The organism is Streptomyces sp. NPDC001156 (assembly GCF_053598275.1).
Map to the genome: position 1 here is coordinate 127306 of NZ_JBSFJX010000008.1, position 16715 is coordinate 144020.

13 protein-coding genes are annotated in these 16715 nt (G+C 70.7%); 3 read left to right on the forward strand and 10 right to left on the reverse strand.

From position 1 onward, the window contains the following. Positions 1 to 68 precede the first annotated feature (68 nt). From ACWDA7_RS07125 to ACWDA7_RS07150, 6 genes are all read right to left on the reverse strand, one after another. Positions 69 to 1148 carry a S1 family peptidase gene (locus ACWDA7_RS07125; protein ID WP_450603167.1) on the reverse strand — a complete coding sequence of 360 codons (1080 nt, stop codon included), beginning with the start codon at positions 1146 to 1148 and terminating at the stop codon, positions 69 to 71. Between the two features lie 278 nt (positions 1149 to 1426). Further along, entirely contained in the window at positions 1427 to 2341 is a 915-nt protein-coding gene (locus ACWDA7_RS07130) for a slipin family protein (protein ID WP_450603169.1), read from the reverse strand. A 178-nt stretch (positions 2342 to 2519) separates the two neighbouring features. Beyond that, positions 2520 to 3422, reverse strand: a complete 903-nt coding sequence (locus ACWDA7_RS07135) for a S1 family peptidase (protein ID WP_450603170.1) — start codon at positions 3420 to 3422, stop codon at positions 2520 to 2522. Positions 3423 to 3630: 208 nt separating this feature from the next. After that, positions 3631 to 4413 carry a DUF1684 domain-containing protein gene (locus ACWDA7_RS07140; protein ID WP_450603171.1) on the reverse strand — a complete coding sequence of 261 codons (783 nt, stop codon included), beginning with the start codon at positions 4411 to 4413 and terminating at the stop codon, positions 3631 to 3633. A gap of 280 nt (positions 4414 to 4693) precedes the next feature. Next, positions 4694 to 6445, reverse strand: coding sequence for an FAD/NAD(P)-binding protein (locus tag ACWDA7_RS07145; RefSeq protein WP_450603172.1), 1752 nt, complete (start codon positions 6443 to 6445; stop codon positions 4694 to 4696). 694 nt (positions 6446 to 7139) lie between these two features. Continuing rightward, complete coding sequence (locus tag ACWDA7_RS07150; protein ID WP_450603173.1) at positions 7140 to 8327, reverse strand: DUF5685 family protein; 1188 nt, start codon at positions 8325 to 8327, stop codon at positions 7140 to 7142. A 290-nt stretch (positions 8328 to 8617) separates the two neighbouring features. Between ACWDA7_RS07150 and ACWDA7_RS07155 the strand changes: the two genes are divergently transcribed. Then, positions 8618 to 9055, forward strand: coding sequence for a cell division protein SepF (locus ACWDA7_RS07155; protein WP_359391662.1), 438 nt, complete (start codon positions 8618 to 8620; stop codon positions 9053 to 9055). A gap of 39 nt (positions 9056 to 9094) precedes the next feature. Here the strand turns inward: ACWDA7_RS07155 and ACWDA7_RS07160 are convergent, their stop codons facing one another. Both ACWDA7_RS07160 and ACWDA7_RS07165 read right to left on the reverse strand, forming a co-directional pair. Further along, a complete protein-coding gene (locus ACWDA7_RS07160) occupies positions 9095 to 10285 on the reverse strand; it encodes an acyl-CoA dehydrogenase family protein (protein WP_450603174.1) in 1191 nt (396 codons plus the stop codon). Between the two features lie 115 nt (positions 10286 to 10400). Continuing rightward, positions 10401 to 12014 (reverse strand): MFS transporter, encoded by a 1614-nt coding sequence (locus ACWDA7_RS07165; RefSeq protein WP_450603175.1) that lies wholly within the window; start codon positions 12012 to 12014, stop codon positions 10401 to 10403. 256 nt (positions 12015 to 12270) lie between these two features. Here ACWDA7_RS07165 and ACWDA7_RS07170 point away from each other — a divergent pair, with 256 nt between their 5' ends. Both ACWDA7_RS07170 and ACWDA7_RS07175 read left to right on the forward strand, forming a co-directional pair. Continuing rightward, positions 12271 to 13437: a glycosyltransferase family 39 protein gene (locus ACWDA7_RS07170; protein WP_450603176.1), complete on the forward strand. Its 1167-nt coding sequence runs from the start codon at positions 12271 to 12273 to the stop codon at positions 13435 to 13437. Between the two features lie 236 nt (positions 13438 to 13673). Then, entirely contained in the window at positions 13674 to 14690 is a 1017-nt protein-coding gene (locus tag ACWDA7_RS07175) for a phosphatase PAP2 family protein (RefSeq protein WP_450603177.1), read from the forward strand. Between the two features lie 120 nt (positions 14691 to 14810). On the opposite strand, the gene ACWDA7_RS07180 is transcribed toward ACWDA7_RS07175, so the two are convergent. Both ACWDA7_RS07180 and ACWDA7_RS07185 read right to left on the reverse strand, forming a co-directional pair. Then, complete coding sequence (locus tag ACWDA7_RS07180) at positions 14811 to 15026, reverse strand: I78 family peptidase inhibitor (protein WP_450603178.1); 216 nt, start codon at positions 15024 to 15026, stop codon at positions 14811 to 14813. Between the two features lie 350 nt (positions 15027 to 15376). Further along, positions 15377 to 16381, reverse strand: coding sequence for a helix-turn-helix transcriptional regulator (locus ACWDA7_RS07185; RefSeq protein ID WP_450603180.1), 1005 nt, complete (start codon positions 16379 to 16381; stop codon positions 15377 to 15379). Positions 16382 to 16715: the final 334 nt, after the last annotated feature.

The window sequence follows — 16715 nt, forward strand, 5'->3', positions numbered from 1 at the left end:
AGTCTCGGGATAAAAGGGAGTCCCGCCCCCATGAGTGCGGGGGCGGGACTGCGCCGACGGCGGGAGGATCAGCCGATCTGGGCGCCGACCGCCGAGAGCGCCTCGGCGACCGGCTGGAAGAAGGTCTCGCCGCCCGCGCTGCAGTCGCCGCTGCCGCCGGAGGTGAGGCCGATCGCGGTGTCGCCGTCGAAGAGCGAGCCGCCGCTGTCACCGGGCTCGGCGCAGACGTCCGTCTGGATGAGGCCGCTGACCGTGCCCTCCGAGTAGTTCACGGTGGCGTCCAGGCCGGTGACCGTGCCGGAGTGCACATGGGTCGTCGAACCGCTGCGGCTCACCTTCTCACCGACGGTCGCTTCGCCCGCCTTGGTGATCGTCTGCGTGGAGCCGTCGTAGAGGTCGACCGCGCTCGGGTGGTCGACCTGCGCGGTGTACTTCACCAGACCGAAGTCGTTGCCCGGGAAGCTGGACTGCTCGTTCTGGCCGATCACCTGACCGCTGGAGTCCGACCAGCTGGAGATCGCCTGGGTGCAGTGCCCGGCGGTGAGGAAGTACGGCTGACCGTCCTTGACCACGTTGAAGCCGAGCGAGCAGCGCCCGCCGGAGCCGGTGATGGCGTCGCCGCCCGCGATGAAGGGCTTGAACTCCCCCTTGGAGCGCTTGAGCTCCGCCTTGGCCCCGAGCCCGTCGACCACTTTGGTGAGCTTGGCCCACTCGGTCCCGGAGACGGTCTTGTCGGCGGTGACGACGACCGTGTTGGTCGTGGGGTCGGTCGCCCAGGACGTGCCGGGGATGGTCGCGTCCTTCTTGAGCGTGGTGCGGGCGCCCGTCAGTTCGGCCAGGGAGTTCTGGACGATTCTCGCCCGGGCGCCGGCCGCCTGGACCGTCCGCGCGGCCGCATCGTCCAGCACGTTGACGACGAGCTGCTTCGTCTTCGCGTCGTAATACGTTCCGGCCGCGTCGGTGCCCAGGTCCTGACCGAGCGTCGAGGCGAGCTTTCCGGCCGCGACGGCTGAGAGCGTGTGGGGCGCCTCGGCCTGTCCGGTCTCGCTCGCGTTCGCATTCTGCAAGGTGACACCCGCGGCGATCAGCGCGGCGACGGCCCCGCCTGCCATGGCGGCCCGCCGCCGGGTTATACGTCGGTGCTTCAACTCACGTCCTCCTGTGGGGGGTCGGCCGCGGAGATTGTGGGGACCGCCACGACCGTAAGGCGAACGGGTACGGAGGCGGCGCGGCACACGAGCCACGTCCGCACCCACCGTATGGCCCCACTATTCCGAGGCCCACAGGGAGCACACAAGGTCGACTTCAGGACGCGCGCAGGCCAACGGCCGTACGCCCCCCACCCCTGACCACTTCTGCTTCACCCTCCGGATTGATTCCCGCTGCAAACATTCCGGGAGGGTTATCCCTCTGCCCCACACGAGGTCTAATCCTGTCTTGATTTCGACCCTTCGGGGTCCGGATCCGAGAGAGGGACGACAGACGGGAGTTGCTCCTGCACCGATTGCTCTGCCGTCGGGGGCGCCGGGGTCTGCGGGGCCGGCACCGCCGGGGCCTGCTGCCCGGGGGCTCCGGCCACCGGCTGCTGCGCCCGCTCCAGGAACCTCAGCAGCTCCACCGGGAAGGGCAGGACGAGCGTGGAGTTCTTCTCCGCGGCAACGGCCACCACGGTCTGCAACAGCCGCAGTTGCAGCGCCGCGGGTGTCGCGGCCATCTGCTGCGCCGCTTCAGAGAGCTTCCTGGACGCCTGGAGTTCCGCGTCGGCGTTGATGACGCGGGCTCGCCGCTCACGGTCCGCCTCGGCCTGCCGGGCCATGGACCGCTTCATCGTCTCCGGCAGCGACACGTCCTTGATCTCGACCCGGTCGATGGTGACGCCCCACTCCACGGCCGGGCTGTCGATCATCAACTCCAGCCCCTGGTTGAGCTTTTCGCGATCGGAGAGCAGATCGTCCAGCTCGCTCTTGCCGATGATGGACCTCAGCGAGGTCTGGGCCATCTGCGAGACGGCGAACCGGTAGTCCTCGACGCGGACGATCGCGTCGGCGGGCGAGGTCACCTTGAAGTAGACCACTGCATCCACGCGCACCGTGACGTTGTCCCGGGTGATGCCCTCCTGCGCGGGCACCGGCATCGTCACGATCTGCAGATTGACCTTCTGGAGCCGGTCGACGAAGGGCACGACCATCGTCAGTCCGGGCTCCCGCACCCCGGGCCTGAGCCGCCCGAGACGGAACACCACGCCCCGCTCGTACTGTTTGACGACCCTGGCCGCCGCCATCGCATAGACGGCGCCCACGGACACAAGGGCCGCTCCTGCCGTCAACAGCTCCTCGACCATGCCGGCCCCCTGGGGTCCGAAGTGGGCGTGTTGAGGGGAACACGCCGCACTCACCGCGTGTACTTCGACGGTAACTCCGCGGTGCGGACAAGGGCGAGCCCCCGCACGCCAGTTGCGTGCGGGGGCCCACCTGCTGCCGGCTCGGGCCGTGCCCGGATACCGGGATGCCGGGGCCGGCTCAGTAGACGTGCACCCCGTAGGCGCTGAGCGCCTCGGTGACCGGCTGGAAGAAGGTCGTACCACCGGAGGTGCAGTTGCCGCTGCCGCCGGAGGTCAGACCGTAGGCGGTGGAGCCGCCGTACAGCGGGCCGCCTGAGTCACCGGGCTCGGCGCAGACCGTGGTCTGGATGAGGCCGTAGACGATCTCGCCGTTGCCGTAGTTGACCGTCGCGTTGAGCGCGGTGACCCGGCCGCTGTGCGTCCCGGTCGTGGAGCCGCGGCGGTAGACGGTGGTGCCGACCGAGGGCGTGGCCGCGCTGGTGATGTCCTGGCTGCCCACGGCGCCCGACTTGGCCACCGAGCTGTTGGTGTAGCGCACGATGCCGTAGTCGTTGCCCGGGAAGGAGGAGCCGGCTGTGGTGCCGAGCGTGGTGGTGTGCGAGGAGTTCGACCACCAGGTGCCGGCGCCGTCGGTGCAGTGACCGGCGGTGAGGAAGTAGTAGTTCCCGCTGGAGTCCTGGACGTTGAAGCCCAGCGAGCAGCGCCAGCTACTCGCATAGATGGCGTCGCCGCCGGAGATCAGCTTGTTGAACTTGCCCGGGGTGTGCTTGATGGTGAGGGCACCGGCGTTGCTGCCGGCAGTCTTCTTGATCTTCGCGATCTCGGCCTTGGAGACCGTGCTGTCGACGGTGACGACGACGCGGTTCGTCGCGGGGTCGACGGCCCAGGCGGTGCCCGCGACATCGGAGTTGAGCACCGAGTCGCTCGCCTTGGTGAGCTGGTTGGCGCTGAAGGTGTGCACGTCGCTCGCGTTCGCGTTGGGGACCGCGATCGCGGCAGCGGCCACGAATCCGGTGGCCACGGCGATCAACCGGGTCCGTCTCGCGATGCCGCTTGTGGGGGTGGTGCGCTTGATCCTCACTTTTCGTTCCCTCCAAGGGAAGTCGGGGGTCCACGTGGGGTTGGGGCCCGTGAGGCGCAGCCAAGGGCGCCCTGCCCGGATTCCGGACAAGTCGTGCTCCTGACAAGCGCTGTGGGGGAGTATTCGGCCACACGACCGACCGACGCAAGGGCGCCTTTCGGCCGTGCAGCGTTCAACTTAGAGACCAGCCAGATACGTTGAGGGACTTCTACAGCAAGGTGCGCTCCCCCGCCTCGATCGCGAGGCCCAGCGTGTTGCCGGGCGGCGGGAAGGGGCAGATGAAGTGGTCCGCGAAAGCGCACGGCGGCAGCAGAGCCCGGTTGAAGTCCACCGTCGTACACCCGTCGGCGTCGGGCGCGGGCGGCCGCAGGAACCGGAAGCGGTAACTGCTGTCCCCGCTGGTGGTGTCGGCGAAGACGGCCCACAGCGAGCCGTCGCCCTGCACCGACACCTGGAGCGTGAGGTCCTGTCCGTCGAGCGTGAAGGCGAGCACTCCGCCGAGGCAGAGGCCACGATGCCGGCCGTCGGCGTTCTCGACGTGTACGGTGCGGCCCTCGCCGTACGGGGTGAAGTGGCCCTCGACCGACCAGCGCGGCTCGTAGGGCGTGGCGTCGATGCCCTTGAATGCCTGGCGGGCGGGCGCGGCGGGATCGTAGTCCCGAACGCCCCTGACACCCTCGCGGACGAGGACGACCAGACGGCGCTCGCCTACCGCGACGCGGGCCGCGGTCACGGGTCCCGGGTCGGCGTCGAGGCGGACCTCGCCGGTGAACGGCTTCCCGTCGACGGTCAGACCGTCGCCTTCGGCCGCCGTCAGCACCACCGCGTCACCGTCGTCCGCCCACTGGCCGGGAATGTTCGGAATTCGCCCTTCCGGGTAGTCCTCCAGCCAGGAGGTGCCGGTCAGCGCGAGCGGCCCGTAGGGCTCCGACACCTGGGCGGTGCGGTGCTCGTGCCACTGCTTCCACTCGTCGGATGCGTCCGTCGTCATGTGATCAACCCTTCCATATGGGATCGGCAGGCCCGAGGTGCGAGCGCAGCGTGCCCCGCGTGTATTCCGTGCGGACCGGACCGCGCTGCTGGAGCAACGGCTCGACCCGGTCCGCGAACTCGCCCCGTCCGCCCGGGACGGACGGGGCATGAGGATGAACCCATCGGCCGCGCCCGTCCGGACGAACTCGCCCGCCTCCTCGGCGAGGGCCCGGCAGTACCGGTGAAGCACTGCCGTCCGCCTGCCGCCATGACGGCCCGTCGGACGTCCGGTGGCACGGTCAGGCCGCGGTGCGAAGGGACAGCCGGCGCAGGAAGTCGAGCACGGACCGTGCCGCCGCGTCGTTCTGCCGGAAAGCCGGTCCGCCCGTGCGGGGCCGGGTGAACGCGCCCGAGCCCCGGCCGTCGGTGTGCGGGCCGAGTGCGAAGCGCCGTGGATGAGGGCGGCCGGACCGGTCCAGGACACGCCCGTCGGCGGGGTCCACCGCGAGCAGTCCCTCGGCGGTGGCCGCGGCCCCCTCCACGTGCAGCTCCCGCAACAGCCGGTCCCGGGTGCGCTCGACCGTGGGGTGGGGCAGCCTCGCCTCGACCAGCGCGCGGGCCTCGACGGACACGCCGGGCACGGTGGCGCTCGCCGCCCGGAACACCCCATCCTCGGCGGTGACCGTCATGCCGGCGCCGAGGAACCTCAGCACACCGGCCCGGGACAGCGCCAGCATCTGCCGCAGCCGGGGCCCGGGCGGCCCGGACGCCAGATAGCTGAAGAAGCCGTGCCACCAGGACCCGATGTCGCCGAGCCGCACCAACTGCCCGTAGACGGAGAGCAGTCCGAGAAAGACGGCCAGGTCGGGGCTGTGCGCGGAGTCGTGCCGCCGTGCCAGATCCGCCTCCACATAGGCGCGCAGCCCGTCCTGGAGCGCCTCGTGGGACCGGTAGCGCACTCCGTCCAGCGGATGGTCGAGCGCGGCGAGATCGAGCCGGTCAGCCGGGTCGGGGACGGCGGCGGCGACCAACGCCGGCAGCGACGCCGGGTCGGCCACGGCGTACTTCTCCTCGAAGTCCGTCCAGGCGGCGGTGCGCTCGGGATGGGCCGTGAACAGCCGGTGGTAGTGGGCGAAGCCCAGTTCCTTCTCGACCAGCGGCCACACGTCCCGCCGGAAGTCGAAGCCTCCCGGGCGCGCGAGCAGGGCGTCGACCTGGGCGGGACCGAAGAAGCGCGGCAGCGGCGGCCGCTCGCCCGTCCAGTCGTAGCCGATCTTGGAGTGATACGGCACGCCGCGCCGGGAGCCGACGTACAGGACCGGTTCTCGGCCCGAGGGGACGTAGACGTCGCCCTCGTACCGTCCGCCGCGCCCCTCGGTGAGCAGCACCATGAGGTCGACGAAGGCGAGTCCGAAGCCACGGACGAGGACGGGTTCACCGGCCTTCAGCGAGGACAGCTCGGTGTCGGCCGTGAAGTCGGGCGGCAGATGGACCAGGCCGTGCGTGCGCGCGTACGACGCCAGGGCGCGCTGCTCCTCGTCGAGTTCGGCGTCGAGATGGCCCAGCGTGAGAACGACGAGGTCGGCGAGGAGCGGCTCGGGCCGTCCCTGGAGCCACACCGACTGGCGGCCCTCACGCGGCCCCTCGACCCGGAGGGCGAGACGGGGGTGGTGGTGGACGTGGATGCCGGGCGGCAGGGCGGCGACCGTCTGCTCGTACACCCAGCGCAGGTACGCGCCCTGCCGCTGCCGGTCGGCGAAGACGCGCCCCTCGACGCCCGCCCACTCGTGCAGCGTCGGCCCCCCGCGCACGGGGCCCTCCATGGTCACCGTCTCGTCGGTGAACATGGTGACGTCCTCCGCGTGCGAGTTCATCCACAGCAGCGGTGACTGCGCCTCGCGCCAGATGCGTCCGCCGCCCGGGGGGTACGGGTCCACGAGGTGCACGTCGAGCTCCGAACCGGCATACAGCTCAGGCGCGTTGGCGGCGATTCGTTCCAGCAGACCGGTCCCCCGGGGCCCGGCTCCCACGATCACGAGAGAAGGCCTCATCGGAGGACTCCCGCAGGGACGAGAGAGCCCGCGGTCCACTGGCCCGGACGGTGCCGGGGGACGATACGCGGGGGTACGGCTTCTTCGGCTGCCGCGGCCGGTGGGACGAGGGCGTCGGAGGACATGCGAAGGCTCCGTGATGCGTCGAGTCGAACACGGGGTGCCTTCACACAGGCGACATGCGGCCGAGCCCCTCAGCAGGGCCGCCCACCGAGAGTACGGGGGCGTTTCCCATGGCTGTCAAGGCTGTCCATATTGTGAGCTGTGCGTCTCAAGTCGGTTGACGTGGATACGGAAGCCTGTTCCACTTGGCACATGCATCGACAGCAGCGGCTGGTCACTCGCTCCCACATCGACTTCGGTCGTGTGTGGTCCTGTTCCTGTTGAGCCGACCCCCTGCTCGCCCCGGTTTTGCCGGGCCCCTTCCGCGTTCCTCCCGCGCCTTCACACGCGTTACCCCTCCCCTCTTCGCCTTTCCCCTTCGCGCTGTTCCGCCTTCTGCTCCCAGGAGACCGCAGACCATGCGTGCGTCCTCACGCTCTCGCCACGGCTTTCTTCACCTGTGTCCTCACCGTGCCGGCGGCCCCTGTCCCTGACCGCGTGCGGCGAACTCGGTGATCACCAGGCTCGCCGCCGGAATCGACGGACGGCTTTCCCAGCACAATGCCCCGTCAGGGTGCGTACCGGCAGCGCCTCAGCAGTCGCAGCCGCAGTCGCAGCAATCGCAACCATCGCAGCCGTCGCAGCAGTTGCCGCAGCACTCGCACACGTCGCAGCAGTCCTGGCAGGCCCCCTCCTTGCGCTCCCGGCTCCAGGGGTCCTCGTACGTCCCGCAGCACAGTTGGCAGGTGCAGGCGAGCCCCAGCCACACCGCGCAGCCCGCGATGAGCCCGCGCCGGTCGCGGCGGGGCGGCTCCGGCGGCGGGCCTCCCGGATCCCCGGGGTCGCCGGGCGCGTATGGTCCGCTCGGCGTGTACGGCCCCGAGGGCGGCGGCCCGTACAGCCGGGGCGCGTCGTGCGAGCAGGCGGTCGTACCGAAGGCTCGGTCCACGGACTTCCGCAGCTCGTGGACGAGCAGGACGTGCGCGAGGCGTTTGTCGGCGAAGGTCACTTCGCGCAGCGCGAGCCGTATGCCGTGCAGTGCGTCGTCGGCGAGGAGACGGGCCTCCTCCAGCGAGGTACCGGTGGCCGTCAGAGGGTTCCAGGCACCTGACGCGGCGTCGGCCACCCTGTCCTCGACGGCGTCCAGCAGGTGGGCGAGCCGTCCGAAGAGCAGGCCCGCCTCGGCGAGCGGCTCGGCGTTGCCGGGACGTCCGGCCAGGACCGCCGTGTGCGCGAAGGCGGCGGCGGTGGCGGTCTCGGTCGGTTCGGTGACGGTCAGGATCGCCGTGCCGGGCCCGGCGAGCGCCTCAAGGCCGGCCTGCCGGTCCACGGCGTCGACGAGTACGGCGGTGTCGAACCCGACCGCGGATCCGGTACGGGCGCCGGCCCTGCCCCAGTTCGCGGCGACCCGGCGCGCGGCGGCCGCCACGGGCCTGCGCGCCAACAGCCCGTCACCGTCGGAGATGTGGTCGCGCACCTTGGCGGAGGCGAGCACCAGGGAGACCGCCGCCGCGAGTCGCGCCCCCTCACCCTGGGCGACGGAGGCCGTGCGCATTCCACGCAGCGGGCAAGGACCCGCGGTGCGCCGCCACCCCGTGGTCCGCTCCGACTGAGCCTCCGTCAGAACCGAGACGAGCAGACCGTCGTAGTTCGTGACGACTCTGGCGAGCTGACCGTGGTCGCCGCGCAGCGCGAGGCACAGCCCGCACAGATGCGCCATCCACTGGGTTCTCAGGCCCTCACTCAGCCGGTGACGGCAGGGCCGGACTATTCCGAACACGACACTCCCCCGTGGCTCGTTCGACGTTGAGCTGCGGCATCGTAACGACCCCTTCGTTCACCCGTACGCTCCGACCGTCACCCGAACGCCAACGAACATAATATTTCACTCTCAGTCAGCAGCCGTATCTCTTACAGCCCTTGGGGTACGCGGGCTCTCGACGTATTGGCCGTGCACCAGTACCGTCACGAAACCCCCGCGCGCCGTCTATCCACTTGGCGCTGCATCCGCATCATGGACGACCATGGGGTTGCGGAAAGCATGAAGGACCGCTGTGAGAGGAGGCGTCCATGGGATCGGTACGCAAGGCGAGCGCCTGGCTGGGCCTCGTCGACGACAACGATGACGAGCGTTACTACGAAGACGACTACGCCGAGGGTCAGGAGCACGGCGACACCTGGGTGACCGACCCGCACGTGAAGGTCGCCTCCGAGTCGGCGGAGGAGAAGGGCCGCCGGATCGGCACGGTCACCCCGGACAGCTTCCGGGACGCCCGCGTCATCGGCGAACTCTTCCGGGACGGCGTCCCGGTCATCATGAACTTGACGAACATGGAGTCGCCTGACGCCAAGCGTGTGGTGGACTTCGCAGCCGGTCTGATCTTCGGCCTGCGTGGCTCGATCGACCGTGTCTCCAACCGCGTGTTCCTGCTGACCCCCGCGAACACGGAGATCGTCAGCGGCGACGCCGCGAGCCGGCAGAACAACGGCTTCTTCAACCAGAGCTGAGGCAGGGCCGCTCACCGGCCCTGCCCGCTTCGGGCACGGTCACCGGAAGGCGTCGAGTCCGGTGAGCGCCTTGCCCAGCACGAGCTGGTGCATCTCGACGGTGCCCTCGTAGGTGAGCACCGACTCCAGGTTGGTGGCGTGCCGCATCACCGGGTACTCGAGCGAGATCCCGTTGGCGCCGAGGATCGTGCGGGCGGTACGGCAGATCTCGATCGCCTCGCGCACGTTGTTGAGCTTGCCGAAGCTGATCTGCTCGGGACGGAGCCGTCCCGCGTCCATGCGCCGCCCCAGATGGTGGGCGAGCAGAATCCCCTTGTGCAGTTCGACCGCCATGTCGGCGAGCTTCGCCTGGGTCAGCTGGAACCCGCCGATGGGCCTGCCGAACTGCTCCCTGCTCTTCGCGTACCCGACGGCGGACTCGAAACACGACCGGGCCGCGCCCATGGCACCCCACACGATGCCGTACCGGGCGTGCGAGAGACAGCTGAGCGGCCCCTTGAGCCCGACGACACCGGGCAGTACGGCGTCGGAGGGCAGCCGCACGTCGTCCAGGACGAGTTCGCTGGTGACGGAGGCCCGCAGGGACCACTTGTGCCGGATCTCCGGGGCGGAGAACCCGGGACTGCCGGCCGGGACGACGAACCCGCGGATCCCCTCGTCGGTGCGCGCCCAGACCACTGCGACACCGGCGACGGAACCGTTGGTGATCCACATCTTGCGGCCGTTGAGCACCCAGTCCCCGCCGTCGCGCTTGGCGTGGGTGCGCATCGAGGCGGGGTCGGAGCCGTGGTCGGGTTCGGTGAGCCCGAAGCACCCGATGACCTCGCCCGCCGCCATGCGCGGCAGCCATTCCTGCTTCTGCTCCTCGCTCCCGAACCGGTGGATCGCGTACATGGCGAGGGAGCCCTGGACGGAGACCAGGGACCGGATACCGGAGTCGGCGGCCTCCAGTTCCAGACAGGCGAGCCCGTACTGCACGGCACTGGCCCCGGCGCAGCCGTACCCGCTCAGGGACATGCCGAGCGCACCGAGCGAGCCCAGTTCCTTGGCGAGTTCGCGGATCCCCGGCAGCTCCCCCGTCTCGTACCAATCGGCCACGTACGGCAGTACGCGTTCGGCCGCCCAGGTCCGCACGGTGTCGCGGATGGCGAGGTCCTCGGCCTCCAGCAGGTCGTCGAGCCCGAGCGGATCGGTGGGGTCGAAGGGCGGCAACGTCGAGGACGCGGACATGGAGCAGCCTCCGTGACACTGAAAACTAGCAGCGCTAACCGAACCGGACGGCCCGACCGTACGTCGCGCCGGGCCGCACGTCCAGTATCGGGCGCCGTCCGGTCCGCGGGCACCGTCAGGCGGTGACGCGTGAGTCCGCGGCCTCGCGCTGTGCGGGCACCGCGGCCGAGCCGGGCGCGGGTGGCGCCTCACAGTTCATGACCCTCGGCAGCCGCAGTGCCATCACCGCGCCCAACAGCAAGAGCGCGGCGCTGACCAGAAGTGTCACATGCAGGCCGTGGACGAAGGAGTCGCGCGCGGCGTGCCGCAGGACGGCGCCGCGTGCCCCGCCCAGCCGGCCGGCCACCTCGTACGCCTCCCCCAGCGACTGACCGGCGGCCCGGGAGGCCGACGCCGGAACCCCGGGCACCGAGGACAGGCCCGGCGCGTACGCCGCGTTCATCACACTGCCGAGCAGCGCGATCCCTATGCCCGCGCCCAGCTGGTACGAGGTCTCACCGATCGCCGCCGCTCCGCCTGACTGCGACTGCGGCGCCTCGCTCAGCATCGACTCGTACGCCCCGAAGAGCGTCGTCTCAAGGCCGAAGCCGAGCAGGACGAAACCGGACAGCAGCAGGGACGGGTTGTCCCGGTCGCCCATCGCCGTCAGCGTGATCACCGCCGCGGCCGTGAGGCAGAAACCGAACGCGACCATGCGTCGCGGACCGAAGCGGCGCAGCGCCTTCGAGCCGACCAGGCCGGCCGCCATCGCCGCGAGCGTCAAAGGAAGCAGCCTCAGCCCCGTCGCCAGGGGCGAGAGGTGCAGCACCAGCTGCAGATACTGGGCCGCGATCAGCTCGAGCCCAACCAGGGCCAGCATCGCGAGCACGATGCAGCCGACCGACGTGCTGAACGCCGGACGCGCGAACATCCGCAGATCCACCAGGGGGTGCCTACGGCGTCGCTGCCGCCGTACGAAGGCCACCATCAGGACCGCGCCCACCACCGGCGGCAGCAGCGTCCACGCGCTCAGCAGCGGCGCTCCGCCACCGAGCCGCTTGACGCCGAGGATCAGTCCGAACAGACCGGCCGCGGCCATGAGCGCTCCGACCACGTCCCAGGGACCGTCGCGGTCGCCCGTCGACTCCGGCAGCAGGAGCCGCCCGACCGGCAGGCTGACCAGCATCAGCGGGATGTTGATCAGGAAGACCGAACCCCACCAGAAGTGCTCGAGGAGGAAGCCGCCCAGCAGCGGCCCGACCGCCGCCCCCACCGCGGCCACCGCGCTCCAGATACCGATCGCGGTCGCCCGCTCGCGGCGGTCGGGGAAGACCTGCCGGAGGATGGACAGCGTGGCGGGCATGATCATCGCGCCGCCCACACCGAGCAGCGCCCGCGCCGCGATCAGCACCTGCGGGTCCCGGGAGAGCGCGGCAAGACCGGAGGCGATGCCGAAGAGGCCGTAGCCGAGCAGCAGGACCCGTCTGCGGCCGACCCGGTCGCCCAGCGTGCCGAACAGGATCAACAGCGAGGCGCAGACCAGCGGATAGGTGTCTACGATCCAGAGCAGTTCTATGGCGCTGGGCTTGAGGTCCTCCGTGACGGCCGGCATCGCGACGTGCAGCACGGTGGCGTCGACGGCCACGAGCAGCAGACTCACGCAGAGGACGAAGAGAACGACCCAGCGGTTGGCACCGGCCCCGGCCGCCCGACGGCGCAGCCCAGCGGCGGCCGTGGTCGTCCCGGACATGTACGTACCTCCCAGATGGTCCCTCGCTCCGGCGGATCGACGGGGTGGGGACTCCCCGCGGCTGCGGCCGGGAGGAGTGGGGTCCCGGGGCCACGCGACGAAGCGAGCGAGTCGTCAGCGTACGCGAGTTCCCGCGGGCGTCGCGTGGCGGACCTCTCATGATTCCCCGGGAGGGGTGTGGCGTGCGCCACCTCCCCCGCGTCCATCACGCGGCCGATGGCGTCTGCGGTTCCGTAATGCACCGATAATCGAGCGCGTGACCGATCTTGGAACGCGCCCGGCGCCGACCCGCACCGGCGCCGTACGCCGGGCCGCCCCCGCGTTGGCGGGATACGCGGCCGTCCGCGCCCTGGGCCTGGTCGTGCTCGCGGTGTGGAGCGCGGCGCGCGGCGCGAGCCCGCACACCCTGCTCACCGCACGCTGGGACTCCCTCTGGTACACCCGTGTCGCCGCCCTCGGCTACGGCTACGAGGTCCGACTCCCGAACGGCGACGTCCACTCCAGCCTCGCGTTCTTCCCGCTGCTGCCCTGGCTGGAGCAGCTCGGCGCAACGGTGACCCCTCTGTCGTACGCCGACGCGGGTCTGCTCGTCTCGACGCTCGCCTCGCTCGCGGCCGCCTGGGGGATCTTCGCCGTCGCCGACCATGTGTACGGTCGCCGGGTCGGCGTCTGCGCGGCCCTGCTCTGGGCAGTGCTTCCGGTCGGTGTCGTGCAGTCGATGGCATACAGCGAGTCCCTGTTCACGGCGCTCGCGGCCTGGGCGCTGTACGCGGTCCTGACGGACCGCTGGGTGACGGCGGGCGTGCTCGCCTCGCTGGCGGGTCTGACCCGGCCGGTGGGGGCGGCCGTCGTCGCGGCCGTGTGGGCGGCGGCGATCGCCTCGTACATACGGGACGGGCGCGAGCGCCGGACCGGCGGACCACCGTTCCCTCGCCGGGCCCTCGGCATGCTTCTCGCCCCGCTCGGCGCCGCCGGCTACGTCCTGTGGGTCGGCCACCGCACCGGCCGGGGCCCGCTCGGCTACCTGGACGTCCAGGCCGGCTGGCGCAACGGCTTCGACGGCGGCTACGCCTTCGCCCGCTTCATCGCGAACACCTTCACCTCCTTCCCCTCGGCCCTCGCGGGCATCGGGCTGATCATCGGCGTCGCCGCGATCGTCTGGCTGTACGTGGTCTGCGTACGGCAGGGCCAGCCGCTGCCGCTGCTCGTGTACGCGGGGGTCGTCACCGCGCTCGCCCTGTGCGCGTCGAGCTACTTCGGCTCGAAACCCCGTCTCCTGCTGCCCGCCTTCCCGTTGCTGCTCCCCCTCGCCCGAGGTCTCGCCCGGGTGCGACCGCCGAGGTCGGCGGCGGTCCTCGGCGGTGTCGCGGTGGCGTCGGCCCTCTACGGAGCGTTCTGGCTCAACGGCTCCGGTCCGCCGTGATCGTTCGCGACGACCGGTGACCGGCAGGGTAAGTCCGGCCGAGCATTCGGTGAACGAATAGATAAGGGGCATAAAACGGAGGCGTTGTCGATCAATGGAATTGAAGGCCGAGCGTGACCCCGATAGCGGAATCCATAGAAATAAACCCGCTGTTGAGAGGAATCCCACATCACATCGTCATCACAACCCCGGTGATTCGCGTGGGTGTGGAGCTCACTCGCTGTAACGTCGATTGAGTGCGTATCGAACGAAAGCTGAGGCGTCCAGACCGGGTGTTCGCCCGGTTGGACCGTGAGCCGGAACGACCAGCTCACATTGACGTGCCCAGGATGAGCCGGCACCGAGTGGTTCTCTTCTCGGCAACTCTGGCCTTCTACACGGCGATCGTGTGGGCCGTCGTCGTCTCCTCATGGCTGGTCCGGCTCGACTGGCAGGTCATGTTTTTCCGGCCGTACCAGCAGTGGCCGCAGATCCACGCCTTCCTCGACTACTACGTGGTGCTGGGCCAGCGCGGCCCCACCGCGGTGATGGTCGCGGCCTGGCTGGGCTGGCGCTGCTGGCGGCAGCACACCCTGCGCCCGCTGCTCACCCTGGGCGCCGCGCTGCTCCTGCTCAACATCACGGTGGGCGCCGCCAAGTACGGGATGGGCCGCCTTGGACCGCACTACGCGACCGTCATCGGGTCCAACGAGATGTGGCGCGGCGGCGATATATTTCCCTCCGGCCACACCGCGAACGCCGTGGTGACCTGGGGGATTCTGGCGTATCTGGCCTCCACGCCGCGGGCCAGGCGCTGGCTGTCCGCGCTCTCCGCGGTGACCTCCCTGGGCGTCGGCATGACCACGGTCTACCTCGGGACGCACTGGCTGAGCGACGTGCTCCTCGGCTGGGCCGCGGGTCTGCTGATCCTGCTGGCGCTGCCCTGGTTCGAGCCGCTGATCGCCCGCGCGGAGATCGCCATCCTCGCCCTGCGGGACCGTCGGCGCAGCGGCCGTGCCGTCCCCGTGCCCGCTCCGGCCCCGGTCGCCGCCCGCCCGGCGTTCGTCGCCCCGCGCGTGCCGACCGAGGAGGCCCAGGTCCGGGAACCGGTGGGGGTCACCCGGACGGCCAAGGCGCCGGTGTACATGGCCCCCGGTCCGCACACGAGCCGTGGCGAGCGCACCCCGGTGACCCCGGTGGGCAGCCGGCGTCCGCCGAACTCGGACCGGGTGTCGCGCGGCACCCCGTCGGCCCGGCCCCTGACGGGAAGCTGACCAGCGACTACGACGCGGGGACCGGTACGCACGACCTCCCCGCACGGCGAAGGCCCCGGCTCATATCGAGCCGGGGCCTTCGCCGTGGGCGTCACCGGGGCCGGGCCTCGGGGCCCTTTGTCAGCCTTTCCAGCAGCGCCTGACCGTGCCGTCCACGACTTCGAAGTTCAGCCGCCCGACGCGGTACTCCATGGTGATGATCGCCCCCGGCGGCAGCGAACGGACCGTGCTCCAGCCGCGCTCACGGGCCAGCCGCTCGGCATGGTCGGCCGCCAGGCCGACGTACGTCTCGGGGATGTCGTCGGGTTCGGCTCCAGGGGGGTGAATCGGTGCCATGCCGCCACGGTAGGCCGCGGGATCTCACCGGGGAAGTGCACAGCCGTCTCTTCTGTCACACATCCCTCTCCTGTCACGCTTGTGTCACAGAACCACGACACTCGTTTCGTCGACGCGACTGTCACACGTACGAGGGGTTCTCATCCACGGACAACACCTCGAACGTAATTCGGAACTGTTCCGCCATCGCCGGAAGGGGTGTGAATAACCGCGGAATGCGCGGTGCCGGTCGAACAAGCGGATTGCATTCCCCATTCGGCGGTCGGCATGCATCTGATCCCGCATAAGAAGTGCACGGATTCCACACAGAATCCACTACCTCGGCCGGGCCGCCTCAGGCCCGCCTCGCGCTACGACGACCGTTCCACGGCCCGGGACAGCAGGTCCCGTGCGGCACGGAGCCTCCCGGTCAGTTCGGCGGGCTCCAGCACCTCGAACTCGAGGCCCGTCATCATCACGTGAATCACCAACACGTCGAGGTTCGGTGCTCCCGTGCGCAGCAGACAGCTGCCCTCGGTCTCGGCCTCCAAGGTGCCCGCCGACGGCGAGATCCTCTCGGCCGCCTCGTGCAGCGGCACCAGCAGCCGTACGACGGCCTGGGCGGCGTACGCGCGCGTGGAGACGCCCCTGGAGACGTACTCGGCCAGGTCCTCCGCCGGTGGCGTCCGCGGTGTGAACCGGGGTCCGTGCGGCGGCTTGAGGACCATGCGGTCGACGCGGAACGTGCGCCAGTCGTCGCGGTCGAGATCCCAGGCGACCAGATACCAGCGGCGCTCGGTGCACACCAGGCGGTGCGGCTCGACCGTGCGGCGGGTCAGGGCGCCGAGGGCGTTCTCCCCGCCCGAGCCCGTCCGGGACCGGGGGTGGTCGCGGTACTCGAAGCGCAACCGCTCCGCGTCCCGGCACAGATGGGCGACTTCGGTCAGCACAGCCGGGTCGACCGCCGACGGCCCGGGACCGCGCAGCATCGGCACGGTGAAGGCGTTGAGGGCGCTCACACGGCGGCGCAGCCGGCTCGGCAGGACCTGTTCGAGCTTGGCAAGGGCGCGTACGGAGGTCTCGCCGATGCCCTCGATGCCCTGTCCCGCGGCCGTGCGCAGCCCGACCGCCACGGCGACCGCCTCGTCGTCGTCCAGGAGCAGCGGCGGCAGTTCGGCCCCCGCGCCGAGCTGATAACCGCCGCTGGTGCCCGGGCTGGCGCTGACGGGGTAGCCGAGTTCGCGCAGCCGGTCCACATCGCGGCGCACGGTGCGCGGGCTGACGCCGAGGCGCTCGGCCAGATCGGCTCCGGACCATTCACGGTGGGCCTGGAGCAGGGACAGCAGGCGCAGCAGTCGTGCCGAGGTCTCCAGCATGGCCACGAGTCTGCCAGCCCTTGCGGACAGCGACTGTCCGCAAGGGAATACGGGCCAAGAGGCTGACGGACACCGGCAGATCGCGGTCCGTCATCCAGTACGGCCTGACCTCGGCCTCGCCCTGCTCCGCCCGTAGCGCGTCCTTGGGACGGCGGAACACCGGCTGCCTGTCGGCGCTGTCGGCCGGCGGCCGCGCGCCGCCCTGCGGCCTCTTGTCCGGCCGGCACGTGCGCGCCGGCGGGGACCCGGCCTCGGTGACGGACGCGGCAAGGACCAGGGTCCCACCGACCGTGGGTGGCCGGAACGCCACCGGGCTCCGGCGCCGCGATGCGGC

What these genes read in the sequence shown, in the direction of transcription:
- ACWDA7_RS07145 (WP_450603172.1), bottom strand. Translation starts at nt 6,445, where the DNA reads ATGAGGCCTTCTCTCGTGATCGTGGGAGCCGGGCCCCGGGGGACCGGT.
- ACWDA7_RS07130 (WP_450603169.1), bottom strand. Translation starts at nt 2,341, where the DNA reads ATGGTCGAGGAGCTGTTGACGGCAGGAGCGGCCCTTGTGTCCGTGGGC.
- ACWDA7_RS07180 (WP_450603178.1), bottom strand. Translation starts at nt 15,026, where the DNA reads ATGGCACCGATTCACCCCCCTGGAGCCGAACCCGACGACATCCCCGAG.
- ACWDA7_RS07165 (WP_450603175.1), bottom strand. Translation starts at nt 12,014, where the DNA reads ATGTCCGGGACGACCACGGCCGCCGCTGGGCTGCGCCGTCGGGCGGCC.
- ACWDA7_RS07160 (WP_450603174.1), bottom strand. Translation starts at nt 10,285, where the DNA reads ATGTCCGCGTCCTCGACGTTGCCGCCCTTCGACCCCACCGATCCGCTC.
- ACWDA7_RS07140 (WP_450603171.1), bottom strand. Translation starts at nt 4,413, where the DNA reads ATGACGACGGACGCATCCGACGAGTGGAAGCAGTGGCACGAGCACCGC.
- ACWDA7_RS07155 (WP_359391662.1), top strand. Translation starts at nt 8,618, where the DNA reads ATGGGATCGGTACGCAAGGCGAGCGCCTGGCTGGGCCTCGTCGACGAC.
- ACWDA7_RS07185 (WP_450603180.1), bottom strand. Translation starts at nt 16,381, where the DNA reads ATGCTGGAGACCTCGGCACGACTGCTGCGCCTGCTGTCCCTGCTCCAG.